This is a genomic window from Rhodopirellula sp. SH410, assembly GCF_055811895.1.
The window spans coordinates 7,375,921-7,390,490 of sequence record NZ_CM147949.1 but is presented as its reverse complement, the minus strand read 5'-3'; the positions used below and the strand labels follow the sequence as shown (position 1 = coordinate 7,390,490).

The window sequence follows — 14,570 nt, the reverse complement described above, 5'->3', positions numbered from 1 at the left end:
ACTTGGTCACGGGTGGGAGAGTGGGGTCATGGTGGAGCAGTCGGATGTCGCTTGGTTGTCGGGCGAACGGGATTACCAGATTGGGTTGCGTGACGGCAAACTGGTGTGCCGCAATCCCAAAGGCAAAACGCTGGCGTCGGTGCCGAAGTGGTTGAAGGAGTCCGAGGCGGCTGAGTCGTTGCGGGCCCTCGCGGAGTGGCTCGCCGATCATCGCAGTGAATGCCTGCACAGCGCTGAACGTTGGATGCTGCGGTCGTTGTCGATTCCACGTGAGGTGCTGCAAGAGGTTTGGGCGGATCCGGACTGGCGTGCGAGTCTCGAGAACCTTGTCGTTGCCCCCGTCGACGCTCGGGGCAAGGCCGATTTCGAGCAGACTGGGTTGTTGCGCGATGTCGATGCCAAGCGAGGCTGCGGCGTGATCGATTTCGACGGGGAGACGCAGTGGCATAAGTCACCCGCGTTGATGGTCCCGCATCCCATCTTGATCGCGGACTTGGCCGAACTGCGTGAACTCGCCGGTGACCTGTCGATTTCGCAAACAACCGACCAGCTCTATCGGCCTGTCAATCAACCGACCGAAGAGCAACGGAATCTCAAGTCGATCAGCGACTACTCCGGTGGCATGTTCGAGCAGCTCAATTTCGCATTGGCACTCTGCCGCCGTCTGGGCTATCCCGTTCGCGGTGGCTACGCGACGTGCCGGATCTGGGAGAACGACACCATGACCGAGGCGCGGTTCTACGTCGGCGACGAGTACCCCGAAGCGGAAACATATACGGGGCAATTGGTGTTCGTTGATGCGAGTGAACGCGCCGTCAAGATCGGCGATCTCGGTGCGGTTACGTTTAGCGAGGGGGTGCGGATGGCCGCGGCGATTTATGCCAAACGAACAGTGGAAGAATCAGCGGAGGAAACGACATGAGCAGCGTGAAACCGAAGGCGGCAAAGTCGCCGAAAACCAAAAAGAAAACAGCTCAGCAAGTTCGCTGGGATGCCCAATTGGCTGCGGGCGGAATGGTAGCGGCGACGGCGAAAGTGGACGAACACGCGACTGAGAAAGTTGTGGCGCGGCGATACACCGGAGCGGCTCTGGGTGACCGCGTCGTGGTGCGGCTGAGCGCCGACCGATTGGGGCCCGCTGAAGATTTAGCGATGGAGTTTTTAGGTTTGCAGCCCGACGGCGAGAGCAAACCGATCGCCCGGCAAAGCCGCCAGGCACTTGGTTTTGCCAGTTGGGCGTTGATCAACCATCCCGAGAATGCCAAGGATGCTCTGGCGCTCGTCAAGCGGATTAAAGCGGCTGGCCGTAAAGCCAAGTCCAAGCCTGGGCACGCGATGGATGCGTTCGTGGAAATGGCGGGTGAGCTGAACCGATCGGTGCGACATTTTCTGCCTCCGTTCTGGGAGGAAGCCGCGCGGATCTATAAGGATTTGGGCAACACCACCTATGCGGGACGCGCGATCGGTAAGGCGCTCGAGGCCGAGCGGGTGCACTCACTCGACGTCGATCCACACCGGCGCCGCGACGCCGTGCTCGAGTTCACGCTGAGTGGTTGTCTATCGGGCAAAGCGTTAACGGAATACACGCGGGATCTCGCCAATCAGTTCGAACCGGCCGAAGCGTTCGAAACATTATTTGATTTGATGGTGCGGCGAACGATGGGAGGGATGCCACCGATGGCGACGGCGGCGACGGATCTATCCAAATTTGCGAAAGCTGCTGGCAAAGATGCCAACGTGGAGGTCGACGCTTTCTTGCTCGCGGTGATCTCATCACCGGCGATGTCGCGAGCATCGATGCAATTTTGGAAGTCGGTCAAGAAAAATGTTGCCCGACTCGTTGCCAATGATGACACGTTTGGAATGTGGTTGCTCGCCCATACCGACCCGCAAGCGTCCTATCGTGGTGACAGTCCTGTGTGGGCATGGTTGGATCTGCTCGACCAGTGGAGCGTGTTGCCGCTGCTGGCACGACCAGCGTCGGAGCTGCCCGAGGAAGTCGAGATTCCCGGCGGGCACGCCGGCTGGATTGGCCGGCTGGCATCGGTGGAATCGTCGCCAAACCCACGAATCTTTGACTTAATCGCGCAGACGGCAGATGTGATTCGGGCCGCCGCTGTGCCGATTCCGTTTGCCCGCCGTGGCTACTACGGCGGTATTCTGGATGTCGATGTGATTGAAATGATGCTAGAGCTGGACTTGCCGATCGCCTTCACTGCCGATCATCGTGAGCTGGACTTCAGTGGTTGGTTGCGTACTGATGTCGACCATGACCGCCGCAACTCGCAGCTCACTCATGTGATTGCCGATGAGCGTTTTGGGCCGAAGGTCTATTCACAGTTGGAGTCGTTGGTCACCTTTACGGGCAGCACTCCGAGTCGGCACTCATACGGCCGGACCGTTGCACCCCAGCGTAGTTTTGAAGAAGCGGCGGCAAACCATGATGCCGTCGGCGAGCTGTGGTGGCGGTTCCTCGACGATCACGTCAAACATCTCGAGACAGGTGGTCTGTGCGACGTCGAAGAGAGTCTCAACGTGTTGGTGAAGTGTGCTGGTCGGACGACTGGTGACCAGTTCCCTGAGTTGGGTAAGCGGCTATTGGCTGTGGATCTGATCGCAGCGTTGCACCGAACTCTGGCCGCCGGCCTCCTCGATGAATACGGCTGGCCTGCCCTCGATGCGTTTGGTGACCAGCAGAAATTGCCGAAGATCTCCGAGTATCGATCCAGAGCCGTCGCCGGTTTTCCGTATCTCACGGTGCTGCAGAACGATAAAGTGGAGTCGTTCGGCCCCGAGGGGCATCAAACACTCGGTGAATTTCCGTTGCGGAAAGACCAGCACATCGAAAAAATTGTGCGAGTGGGTGATGACGTCGTGATCGGACTACTCGATACCAGTTCGGGATACGAATACAAAATCGCGTGGTTGAGCGACGGCGGCCAGACCCAGCCGACCAGTCAATCTTTTTATGGTCTGAATGTCGAGATGATCATGCCGTGTGATGGGGGTGTGTTTTACGGCACCCGCGTGCTGCATGCCGGCGATGAGCAGCTGCCGGAATCTCGGCATTGGTTTTCCGATGGCGAACGATTTTGGAATCAGAAAGATTCATACCGAGCGTGGAACGAGTTCGACGACGATGAGGAAGAGCCCGCAGCTGATGCGGCCCAACGCTTGGGCTTGCAGGAGATCGACCCCGTCACGGGCAAATCGATTCGAGATAGCGTGCCGCCATGGTTCGAGGAAAACCTGCCCGCTGGCGGAAGGGTGAGCTGGTCGGTGTCACATCTCATGCCCGCTCCCAGTTCATTCGAAAAAACGCCGCTCGGTGTCGCTGGCGGGATGCTGGGTCTGCGTGTGTTGCGGCGACGTGACAAGCAGTATGAAAGCCGCGGGATCGATGGGCGGAGCGCCGTGCTTGCCAAACTCCCCGCGGTCGACGATGGGATGCACTTTGCAGTTGCCATTGTCGATAAGCCAGCGAGCACCTCGCATTGGGTGGTTTCCAATCGAGATGAACTCATCGATCTCGATACCGGCATGAGGATCGGATCGCTCAAGGGTAACCTGACGCGTTACCGGGAGGGACAGCCGATGGCGCTGCCGCCATTGTTCTTGCATTACTACCAAATTCGTTGCTCGGCTAGCTCTGCAAAACTGCGGAAGATCAGTGCGGCGCAGGCGAAGAAGCTATTGGTGGCCGGTGGTATCGAGCATGAGGCACTCAAGATCAAGGAGGATCCAAAGCATCCCGACCCCAACCGCACCGCCTCCATCACTGCAGCACGCGAATTATTGCCCAAGGCACCGCCACGGTTGGTGCGAGGGGTGGCTCGCATTGCCCGCACCGCAGCGGTCGAACAGATCTCGCTAGGTAAACTGTCCCGGCGAGTCTTGGGGCAGCCTGAAGAGGGGGCCCCGACGACTAAGGCTGATGCGAAAAAGACAGCACCGGAGGTGTCCGACGAAGTGGTTCGCGAGGGGCTGGCGGAGCTCTCCATCCCGTTTGCACCGTCGGTCGTGCCGCAACCCTATCGCGGTTATCACCACGACTCGATCGACCCCCGGCAACTGACGATGGTGGTGGATTTCTTTCGCGGTGGTGACATCCAAAAACTACCAGCGGGTGATAGTTGGTATTTCGGTTTGCTCGATGACGCCGCCGCGGTGGCGTGGAAGGTCTTTTGGCAGCACGCGCACCGTGGCGCTGACGATGGGATTTCCCTGCCCGAGCGACTCCGGGGTGGGTGGGTCGACGCACTGCGTTTCGTTGCTGATTGTGGGATACTCGACCTGCCCGGTCGTTTCGTGGTGCACGTCGCAGCGGCCCCGGATGAAGCGACCGAAAAGAAGCTTGCTAAGGCCGGGAAAGCACCGAGCGACGACCGACCGATCGCGTTGGTCGAAGGCAAAACGCGGCACGTGGCCTTCAAAGTGGGGAACTACAATACCGAGAAGATTGTGATCTTGTCGTACGCTGAAAAGGGCACCCCCAAGCCACCCAAAAGCTTTTCGATCGAGCACACCCTGCCGCTCGGGAAGCTGTGGGGTGGTGACGCGGTGCGGCGATTCATCGATGCCGTCGGCCACGTCGAGACGCTGCCACTGATCCCTGCAGAAAAACTGCAAGCCGCGGCTGAATCGTTGGGTGTCTCTCCCATCGAAGTCGCCCTCGGTTGGATGGGGAATTACCGTACCGTCGCCTACGGCCAAGAAAAACTGACCAAGGAATTGCGATCTCACTACGGGTGGAAGGTCGGTGAGATCAAGGCAGCGGTGACGGCGGCCGATGCCGATCCGACTTCGCTATCCATCTTGGCGACCGGATGCCGTCGCAATAGCTTGGGCGCGTTGGGTAAAAGTCTTGATCTAGCGTTTCGGTTCACGGTCGATGCATGGCAACAAACTCGCCAAGCGACCGTTAACCTGCCCGCCGATTTGATCGGGCAAATGCAATCGCTGCGGGCAGGCTATCAGTCTTTCGATACGAAATTGTTGAGCGAGTTACTGGCTGATCCGTCTGCTTCTCCGGTGTTGCTCCCGCGGCAGTTGCATTTTGGGTATGAGACGAAATATCATCGGAAATTGCTCAGTGGTACCCTGACACCGCCACTGGCGTTTAGCATCGATACGGTGCTGCCCAGTCTGCCTGACGCGATTGCGTATCTGAACTACCGTTTGCCACACGGTAGTCAAGCGAGACGAAAACTGCCGGCATTGATTGACGCGGTGCGGGACTATTTCAGCGATCCGAACGTCGTCCTGCCGATGGGATGTAGCCGCACCGAGCCGTATCGAGCTGATCAGACAACGGACGTGGACGGCACGATTGAAATATTCTCGGCCAGGGTTGCCAAGTGTGAACAGACGGCGGACGGCTTCTATGCTTTCGACAGTGGATTGGTCGTCGGCGCGGTCATGCCGCCCGCTGCTGATTTATGGTTCCGGCCCGCCAAACTACTCACCGAGAAAGATGACGCCGCGTTGCATGCAGCGGCAGCGTTGACATTCGACTGGGAAACCGACGGTACCGAGCATCTGCAATTCGCTGATTGTGTTCGCACCATGCGTTGTGACGAGATGACCACCCTGCGGGATGCCAATCGCGATGGTGTGGGCGATGTGGCGATTGCTGATGGAGCCTGGGAGCATGACCCACGGATTTCAGCGGCGGAGACGGTCGCGGAGGTCGCCAAGCAGCTCAAACTCAGCGAAGACGCAGCCGTTTTGTATTTGCAGTTGCTGTCGCTGCATGACTGCACCAATGCAAATGTCAAACTGTGGAACGACTGGACGACGGCGCGTTTGAAGGCAGCGACGAAAGAGCTGGTCGATGGTGGACACGTCGTCAATGCCAAACGCAGTCGTGCCGGGCGGGACGTGTTCTTGCCCGGTGGATGGGAGCCACTGAAGCTCCCTAACCTCCCCATTGAAACGTGGAAGCTTACCATGTTTGGCTATCAGAACACTGACCGACTGCGTGGTGGCTACGCCAGTTTGATCGTTTGTCGGCGCTGCGTTGGCGATCAGTTTCGCTTGGCTTGGCAGCGGGTTGTCAGTGGCGATGCACCCAAATACGAAGAGACGATGTCCTAAGTCGCCGGGGCTCTCCGAGACGCTGGATCGAGTCGCCAAACGACTCGTCTGCTCCGCGAACACCCATCCTTTCAATCCAAAAGCCAGCCTATTTCATGGCCAAGAAAAGAGTCAAACCGAAAACGTCTCCCAGCAGCGTTTCCAAACGCGTGCAACTGCCACCTGCTGAAGTTCGTTATGCCGACGAGCTCGCGGCCCTTTCGCAATCCGATACTGCTCCGCGGCCGGAGGGCTGGGGGTTGTCCCCGCAGGCGGTCGTGGATTTCATCTGTGGCAGCGATGGTGTCAAGGTTGGGAGTGGCAAAGTGAACTCGCGTGTGATCAGCGAGAAGTTTGTCGGCCCACGAGATGTCGTCCAACGCTGTGTTGTGACGCTCGCCGGTGAACGTGGTTTGATGCTTGTTGGTGAACCGGGCACCGCCAAGTCCATGCTCGGGGAGTTGTTGGCCGTTGCGATCAGCGGTACGGGGGCGCTCGCGGTGCAGGGGACGGCGGGGACGACGGAAGATCAAATTCGATATGGCTGGAACTATGCCATGCTGCTCGATCGGGGGCCTGTCCGCGAGGCACTCGTGCCGTCGCCTGTCATGACGGCCATGCGGGACGGCAAGGTCGTGCGATTCGAAGAAGTCACGCGCTGTTTGCCGGAGGTTCAAGACGCGTTGATTTCGATCCTGAGTGAACGACGCATGATGATTCCCGAGATGGATCAATCCGATGATGGGCAAGGCAACAGCATCTTTGCCGCTCCGGGGTTCTCGCTCATCGCGACGGCAAACTTGCGTGACCGCGGGGTGTCGGAAATGTCGGCGGCATTGAAACGTCGATTCAATTTTGAAACCATCGCGCCGATTGCCGACGAAGTCCGCGAGCGGGAGTTAGTATCGGTCCGCGCCGCGGCGCTCCTCGCAGAGACTGGTTCGCAGGTCTCCGTGGATCGCTCACTCGTGGAACTATTGGTAACCATCTTCCGCGATCTGCGGAGTGGGCGCAGTGATGAGGGATGGCAGGTGACGCGTCCGAGTACCGTGATGAGTACCGCCGAAGCGGTTGCGGTCGCCACCGCGATCACTCGTGAGAGCGTGTTTTTTCCGAGCGGCTTTGATCCGGTTTCACGTATGCCGGGTCACTTGCTCGGCGTGGTCATGAAGGACGAAGCGAAGGACCGCGAGCGGTTGCTTGCCTATTGGGATGGCCCGGTGCGGCGACGGGCGGAGGATGGCTCGCCACTGTGGAAACGGCTGGTTGATCTGCGCGGGATTTTGGAGGAGTGATGGATTCGCTTGATCCGTCGATATCCGTTTTGACGCAGTCACGCACTCCGCTTTTGATCGGAGTGCGGCACCATTCGGCAGCGCTCTCGCGAGCGGTACCGGAGATGCTCGATGCGTTTGCTCCGCAGTGCCTGCTCGTCGAACTGCCCGCCGATCTTGCGGACTGGATCGAGCATCTGGCTGATCCCCAAACGATCGCACCAGTCGCCATCTCAGCGGTGCATGAGCAGCACGGTTTATTCTTTTATCCGATGGCGGATTTTTCGCCTGAGTGGGTTGCGATTCGTTGGGCACGGCAGCGAGGCGTTCCCGTCGTGCCTTGCGATTTGTCGGTCGCGGCCAAGAGTCACGTGTCCATTTTGGAGTCGTCCGAGTCCGGTGATCCGTCGGAGTCGGAGTCGGAAACGAGGGCGACTTTGCTCGATCGACTGTTGCGTCGTACCGGTGAGACCGACACGGGGGGATTGTGGCAACGGTTGGTGGAGTCACCGGGATTTGATTCAGAACAGGAATCGATCCGCGCCGCGGCTTTGCTCTTTGGTTATGCGATCCGTCACAGCACGCCGCAGATCTCCGCTCGAGATCTCATTCGCGAAGCGGCCATGCGCGAAGCAATTCGGGCGGTACCGGAGCACAGTGCCGCCGTGATCGGTTCGTTTCATGCAGCCGCGCTGCTCCCCGAAGTGGTTGCGTCACAACGGGATCAGGATGCCGCCATGCTGGCCGAAGCGATCACCGAAGCGACCGACGGTGTGGGGATATCGCTCGTGCCCTATTCCTTTGCACAACTTGACGAGCGTAGCGGTTACCCCGCCGGCGTGCGCGATCCCGTATGGCATCAGCGGATGTGGGAAGCGGAGTCGCGGCAGGATGCTGACGCTGCGGCCGCAGAACTTGTCACCGCGGTCTGTCGGCGACTTCGGCGGGCTGGACACGTGGCCGGGATGCCCGACGCAACCGAGACGCTTCGGATGATGCGTGATCTGGCGAGGCTGAGAGGGTTGGGTGTTGCGGGTCGGGGCGAGCTCGTCGAAGCGATCGAGTCGTGTTTAGTGCAGGGCGATTTAATGGGGCGCGGCCGTGCCGTCGCCAGAGCCGCGGGCGAGGTGTTGATCGGTGATCAAATGGGAACGGTCACCCCCGCGGCACCTCGCTGCGGACTCGCTGTTGATATCGACCGGCAACTCGAGGCGTTGAGTCTGCCCGGCCGTGATTCGTTCAGTGGCGGGGCGCGGCCCGCTCGTCGTGCCTCGAGCGGTGCTCGCAAGCGTGTCGATGAAGACGCCAAGGAACTTCACCTCGATGTGCTGCGTCGGCCCCGTGATCGCGCCCGAGCGGTCGTGTTACGGCAACTCAATGCAGCGGGCATTCCCTACGCTGAACGCGTCGATGAAATCGAACGCGGTCATCGCGAGAACCTGATCGAACGTTGGCGAGTTCAATGGCAGCAGGGGACCGCAGCGACTATTGAATCGGTTTCACGCTACGGCGTCACGCTGCGGCAAGTCGTTGAGGCCATGGTGCGAACGGCGGGGCGAGTTCCCGGTCAAGATCTCGCTGAGGACGATGATCTCCCCGCGACGATTCTCAGTCGACTGCGAATCGCCACCGAGTGCGGTTTGGTGGGACTGACCAAGCGGACGCTCACGCAAATTGGCGACTCCTTTCGAGCTTCGGCAGGATTATCCGAGCTCGTCACCGCGGTGACGATCATCACGCGGATTCGCGCGGGACATCTCCCGGGTTTGCCAACCGCCTCTGACTCAGCGTATCCGCCATGGGTCGAAGCATTCGTTTGGCCGGACTCGCTCGATACCATCCATTCCTGTTTACAAACGGCGTTGGAGCGTTTAGCTGGGTTGAGCGGCTCGCAGGATCCGAGTGATGTCACGGCGCTCGTCGATCTGCTCGACTGGATAACCGGTGATTTGCAAGCCGCCGTGATGACTGACATCGCCGGGCCACCCTCGCAGTCGGGGCGCGTACGACTGACGCATTGGTGCCGTCAAACGCTGCGTAGCGGTAGCGACCGAATGCGTGGCGCGGGGGCGGGAGCGCTGTGTCTCTTGGCGGAACAAAGTGGTGTCAAATTTGCCGGTCTGGTACGAGGTTGGCTCGATTCTGCTACCGATCGAGAGGGGCGATCGAGGCTGAAGGAATCGCTCGCCGGAGCGACACAAGTGCTCTTGCCGCGGATGCAAAGTGACGCGATGTGGTTGAGTGGTCTCGGTGATGGCATCGATCGTATGACCGATACCGTTTTCTTGTCACGTTTGCCTTCGTTGCGTGGCGCGTTTGCTGAGTTTTCGCCTGCTGATCGGCAGCGGTTGCTGGTCGTTTGTCTATCGGAACTGGACGAGCGTGGGACGAGTTTGAACGCCAGTGGTTCGACATTGTCGTTCGACCCGCAGCGAGATTCGGCAGCGATAGCGGACGAACTGGTGTTGTTGCGACAAGCTGATTTGGCGGGACGGCGTGCCGTTGAATCGCTCTACCCCGCGACCAACGCGTGGCTGGCTTCCTCGTTGAAGTCCGCTGGGGAGGAGCCTCTTGTGGGACCGGAGTCGATTGGCAATGGTGCCATTTCCGCATCGACTCAGCGATCCGAGACCGACTTCACGATGGCAGATCGATGGCGGTTGATTTTCGGCTTGCCACCGGAATCCCATTCGCCGATGGCTTCCCGGTGTGCCACGTCGCTGGACCAGCTATATGGCCGCGGCCGAGGTGAGGGAGCACGGGCAGGGTTAGCGGACCGACCGCCCGGTGCGGGCGGCGGAAGCGAGGCGCCGCAGCCTTCGACGGCCCAGTGGGCGGAGGATCTAGAGGAGTTGTTCGGAAGTGATTTGTGCCAAGAGGTGCTGGGTGTGGCCGCAGGTGCGGGACGCTCGGCTGCTGTGGAGCTGCTCGATCCCGATGCGGTGACCCCTTCGATTGAGTTGCTCGAACAAATTTTGTCGCTCGCCGGTGCGATGCCCGAATCGAAAGTCGCGACCCTGCGGCGACTGGCACGACGAATCACCGAGGAGCTGGCGGAACAGTTGGCGGTGCGTTTGCAGCCGGCGCTCAATGGGCTGTCATCGCCCCGGCCAACTCGGCGGAGGGCACGCAAACTCAATTTGGCACGCACCATTCGTGACAATTTGGCGAACTGTCATCGTCGGCCAGACGGACGGGCCACCATTGTCGCTGAGCGGTTGATGTTTCATTCGCCCGCCAAACGTCAGATGGATTGGCACGTTACCTTTGTCGTCGATGTCTCGGGGTCAATGTCCGCGTCGGTGATCTACAGTGCCCTCGTCGCGGCGGTGCTCGATGCCTTGCCAGCCCTGTCGGTGAAGTTTTTAGCGTTCAGTACAGAGGTACTCGATTTCAGTGAAAAGGTTGCCGATCCGCTGTCGCTGCTATTGGAGGTGCAAGTCGGCGGGGGAACCAACATTGGACTGGGGCTGCGGGCGGCGCGGGCGAGCGTCACGGTTCCCTCCCGCAGTATTGTGGTTTTGGTATCCGATTTTGAAGAAGGCGTTTCCGTGGGAAGCATGATTGCTGAGGTTCGCGCCTTGGTCGATTCGGGGGTGACGTGTCTTGGACTGGCCGCACTCGATGATCGTGGTGTGGCGAGATACCATCAAGGGTTCGCTGCGATGATGGTTGGGGCAGGCATGCCGGTCGCGGCGGTCAGCCCTGAGAATTTGGCACGTTGGATTGGGGAGCAGATTCGCGGGGCACAGGCCGGCTCATGACAACCGTTCGCCCTACCATCGCTGCCGAGTTACTGCCTGCGATCATCGACGCGGCCCCGAGTCGCGTGAGAAAACGCTTGGATCGAGAGCCCAATGCGGCGCGTGATTGGGATTGGGATTGCACCGAACTCATCTGGAGCATTTCGGCAGGCGAAGAAACGGTTCGTTTGCAGGTGGATCGCGATAACCAAATCACGCAACTGCAGGAGGTGGCCTGTTCTTGCCTGCTTTCACCGAAGTGCTTTCACGTGCTCGCGTGTGTGACGCTGTTGTCATTCACCCGTGACGCAGGCAGCTCGCCAGCCAGAGACAGCAATAGCGATAACGATGTGGGGGCGGCGGCCTTGCCACACGAAGAAACGGAAGTCACCGCCGCGATGCGGCAGGCGGCCGTCGAGAGTCTGCATGCGATCGATGGCGTGATGGTCAGCGGGGCGCGTGCCAGTGGCGTGATCGTACAGTCGTCACTACTCCGCGCCGCTCATCAAGCCCGGGCTGAAGGTTTAATCCATCTTTCGGCGGCATTGATTCGCGTGGCAGAAGGGATCCAGCGACTTCGGCGAGCGGACGATCACACCGATTGCGAACGTCTACGCAGTGATGCTGTCACGGCGATTGACGCAGCCAATGAGTTGTTGCGTGCGGAGACACTCCCGCCTGCAAAGCTGGGGTTCCTACGTCGCCGGTTTTTACCGACATCGTTGAGGCAATTGGATGGCGTGCTCGCCGAGCCGATCTTGACGCTGAGCGGGTACGCGGGTGTGGTGACGCACCTGATGGGCGATGATGAAAAAATCTATCAAATTGTCGAGACGCGTCCGGGTGAGGTGGGCCTGATCGGCCAAGCGTACCGTGGCGGCATCGATCTGGGAGGGACGAATGCCTCTGCCCAAACACTCAGCCGTTCACGCATCGACGTGCACAATCTGACCTGCTCACCTGACGGCCGGCTGGGGAAAGGTAGCACGACACGATGGGCGATCGGGGTACCGAACGCTCGTGAATCGCTCGTGAGCCGTCTGTCGTCGGGGCGTTGGTCGGCACCACTGCGAGATCAGGTTTCCGCCGTCTTCGAGCTCGCCCGTGAACCCGAATGGCCGCAGCGAGGTGGATGGGACTTGGTTTGCGTGCGTGGCAAGGTCCTCGGTGCCCGTGGTCACGGTGTTGCCATGGAACTCGACGGAGGCGACTCTCGAGTGACCCTGGGGATCTCGATCGATCATGCCGCTCTACCGTTTCGCGTGAACTTGCAGATGCTGGCGAGATGTCCGGGACTGGCGTTGGAACTGGTCGGTCGCCTACGGCTGGACCGGGCTGGCTGGATCGATGGATTGAGTCTGTGCCCCTCGTCGGACGATCTAGCATTGCCGGATTCCTGGGCGGGATGCTGTCACTTGGGACTCGATAAACTCAAACGTCATTATTTTCGAGACGCCGAGAGATTTGCTACCGAGTTCGATGGCACTGCGGGTGTGGATTCGATTTCAAAAGTTGCGGGCCCGGTATCGTCGGCTGAGCTATTTCCGGGACTGGATCGTCGCTGCGCGTCCTTGGTGATTGGTGGCCGAGGAGCAGTGGGGGCCATCGCGTCGGCGACCCATCGCCGAGATCACGCCCGCTTGGTTTCGCGAGGTCAAATCACGGCCGCCAGCATGCTCGACGGTTTGGCGATGGCATGTGCCGAAGCACCCGCGGTGAGCCAGCGTCGCGGTGACATGCAACACGCAGATCGATTCAATCGTCCGCACATGTTGGCCGCGGCGGAGCAATACCTGCGTGCATCGCGTGGATACTACGAGCGTGAGAAGTGGTTGCGCATGCTGGGATGAGAGGCCTTGCCGCTGGTGAGTCGTTGCTCCTGCCGGGACACGCCCGGTGGAAATTCGTCCGTGCGGAACCCTGGGCGAAATCGATGTTCCCCACGATCCGTGGCTTCTCGCCCCTTTTGCGCATCGGTCAGGCTGCGGGCGGTCCGATGCCAATGTCGAGGGACTCGTTGGTGACACTATCAAGTTCGAGCTCGCCCCCATCGTCGATGCCGTTTTTGCCGACGCTGTAAACGACCCAACCGTCCTCGGTTGACTTGGTGATCAGCGACTGCCCGCTGTACGGATCGATCATCACTTCGGCCGGCAACTTTACATTGCTGAGGTCAACCGATGATTCCGATTCGGGGCGCGACTCGATCGCATTGAGGATTCGCAAACAACGTTCTATTGCGAGTGCGCGGATCCCCGCATCGCGAGCGTTATCGATGGCAGGCACCAGGAGCTCCGTCATCCCGGTGGCGGTCACGCTGGATCGCGGCGACGACTCGAATGGCATCGCGGCTGCGATATCCATTTGCTCGCTCATGTATTCGATGTAGTTTTTTAACTGGGGTGTCAACGGAGAAGCGAGGATTGAGAATCCTCGAAGACTATCGATGCCGAAGGCGCGTTCGGTTTTGAGCGCCTGTGTAAAATGGTCTGTCAGGCCGGTCAGCGCCAGTTCTTGTTCGATCGCTGCGTGTGTCTCAGGTTTCAGCGTTTCGGTTTGCAGAATCCCGTTGAGTTGGTTCAAGATTTCACCACGACAGGCGACGTTGAGTAGCCATGAGATCAGCAGCGGTGTGTCAGCCTGCAGGTGGATCAAGTGTAGTTCTTCTAGGCAGACGGCAGCGGCCTCTTCCGGCTTATCGATCGCGGCGAGATAGCGAGCGCGGCACACTTGGAACCGTGCGATGGAACGCACCTGTTGAGTCGTCAGCAGTTGCTCCGTGAGATCGTTTGGCGTCAAGTCATAGTCCAATGGCCACGCGAGTTGGTCGCAGCTTGATGCCTGGGAGATTTGATCGGCAAGGTGGGGATGCGCATCCAGGATCGTCCGCAGCTTTGCGATTTGTTCCTGCGTCAATCCAGTTCGCCATGAAAAGTCCTCCGCATACGCAATCGGGTACGCTTCATTGACAACCTGCTCGATCTCTTGGGAAATTGGCGTCAGATACGTCGCAGCGTTCTCGTCGTCAGCGACGGGAGCGGGTTTTAGATCCGCGATCGACACCGGTTCGCCTCGCTCACGGATCGGCTTCAACACCGCTTCGACGGCCGCGAATGAGCGCCAACTCAGAACTGCGCCGGCGATGAGCACCACCGCGACCAGGGCGAGTGAGATTTTGAATAGTGGTTTCAGTCGGTGTGTCATTTGGTGTGCCCCGCCATGAGTTACCCGGCATCGCCGAGTGAGTGAATACAAACGAGCCCGACGGATTTTGAATCTCGTGCCGCAGTGGCATCCATGAGTTCGCTCATTCCGCTTTTTGATCGGGGTCAACAACACAGGCTTGACCGGCAACGATCTGGGTTCGAAAAACTAGCTGTGTTTTGAAAAAAAAGCAAAAATAGCAGTCATCTGCCTGGGGCTGACATCCAGTCAGGTATCCTCGATCGCGGAGGGGCTCGAGTCCTGTGCCGCCGAT

The 14,570-nt window shown here is 59.6% G+C and carries 6 protein-coding genes; 5 read left to right on the top strand and 1 reads right to left on the bottom strand.

Translation table 11 applies throughout. The features are described 5' to 3' along the window. The first annotated feature begins 28 nt into the window (after window positions 1–28). The 5 genes from SH410x_RS27065 to SH410x_RS27045 all read left to right on the top strand — a co-directional run bounded on the left by SH410x_RS27065 (window position 29) and on the right by SH410x_RS27045 (window position 12,942). Window positions 29–922 (top strand): DUF4132 domain-containing protein, encoded by an 894-nt coding sequence (locus tag SH410x_RS27065; protein ID WP_473672530.1) that lies wholly within the window; start codon window positions 29–31, stop codon window positions 920–922. After that, window positions 919–6,096, top strand: coding sequence for a DNA-binding protein (locus SH410x_RS27060; protein ID WP_473672529.1), 5,178 nt, complete (start codon window positions 919–921; stop codon window positions 6,094–6,096). Before SH410x_RS27065 ends, SH410x_RS27060 begins: the two co-directional genes overlap by 4 nt. A 95-nt stretch (window positions 6,097–6,191) precedes the next feature. Then, window positions 6,192–7,370 (top strand): ATP-binding protein, encoded by a 1,179-nt coding sequence (locus SH410x_RS27055; protein WP_473672527.1) that lies wholly within the window; start codon window positions 6,192–6,194, stop codon window positions 7,368–7,370. After that, complete coding sequence (locus tag SH410x_RS27050; protein WP_473672525.1) at window positions 7,370–11,113, top strand: DUF5682 family protein; 3,744 nt, start codon at window positions 7,370–7,372, stop codon at window positions 11,111–11,113. Before SH410x_RS27055 ends, SH410x_RS27050 begins: the two co-directional genes overlap by 1 nt. Continuing rightward, complete coding sequence (locus tag SH410x_RS27045; RefSeq protein ID WP_473672523.1) at window positions 11,110–12,942, top strand: hypothetical protein; 1,833 nt, start codon at window positions 11,110–11,112, stop codon at window positions 12,940–12,942. The genes SH410x_RS27050 and SH410x_RS27045 overlap by 4 nt, the downstream gene beginning before the upstream one ends. 127 nt (window positions 12,943–13,069) lie before the next feature. On the opposite strand, the gene SH410x_RS27040 is transcribed toward SH410x_RS27045, so the two are convergent. Continuing rightward, window positions 13,070–14,296: a hypothetical protein gene (locus tag SH410x_RS27040; RefSeq protein WP_473672521.1), complete on the bottom strand. Its 1,227-nt coding sequence runs from the start codon at window positions 14,294–14,296 to the stop codon at window positions 13,070–13,072. Window positions 14,297–14,570: the final 274 nt, after the last annotated feature.

Coding starts and splice junctions, on each gene's coding strand:
- SH410x_RS27065 (WP_473672530.1), top strand. CDS start 29: ATGGTGGAGCAGTCGGATGTCGCTTGGTTGTCGGGCGAACGGGATTAC.
- SH410x_RS27060 (WP_473672529.1), top strand. CDS start 919: ATGAGCAGCGTGAAACCGAAGGCGGCAAAGTCGCCGAAAACCAAAAAG.
- SH410x_RS27055 (WP_473672527.1), top strand. CDS start 6,192: ATGGCCAAGAAAAGAGTCAAACCGAAAACGTCTCCCAGCAGCGTTTCC.
- SH410x_RS27050 (WP_473672525.1), top strand. CDS start 7,370: ATGGATTCGCTTGATCCGTCGATATCCGTTTTGACGCAGTCACGCACT.
- SH410x_RS27045 (WP_473672523.1), top strand. CDS start 11,110: ATGACAACCGTTCGCCCTACCATCGCTGCCGAGTTACTGCCTGCGATC.
- SH410x_RS27040 (WP_473672521.1), bottom strand. CDS start 14,296: ATGACACACCGACTGAAACCACTATTCAAAATCTCACTCGCCCTGGTC.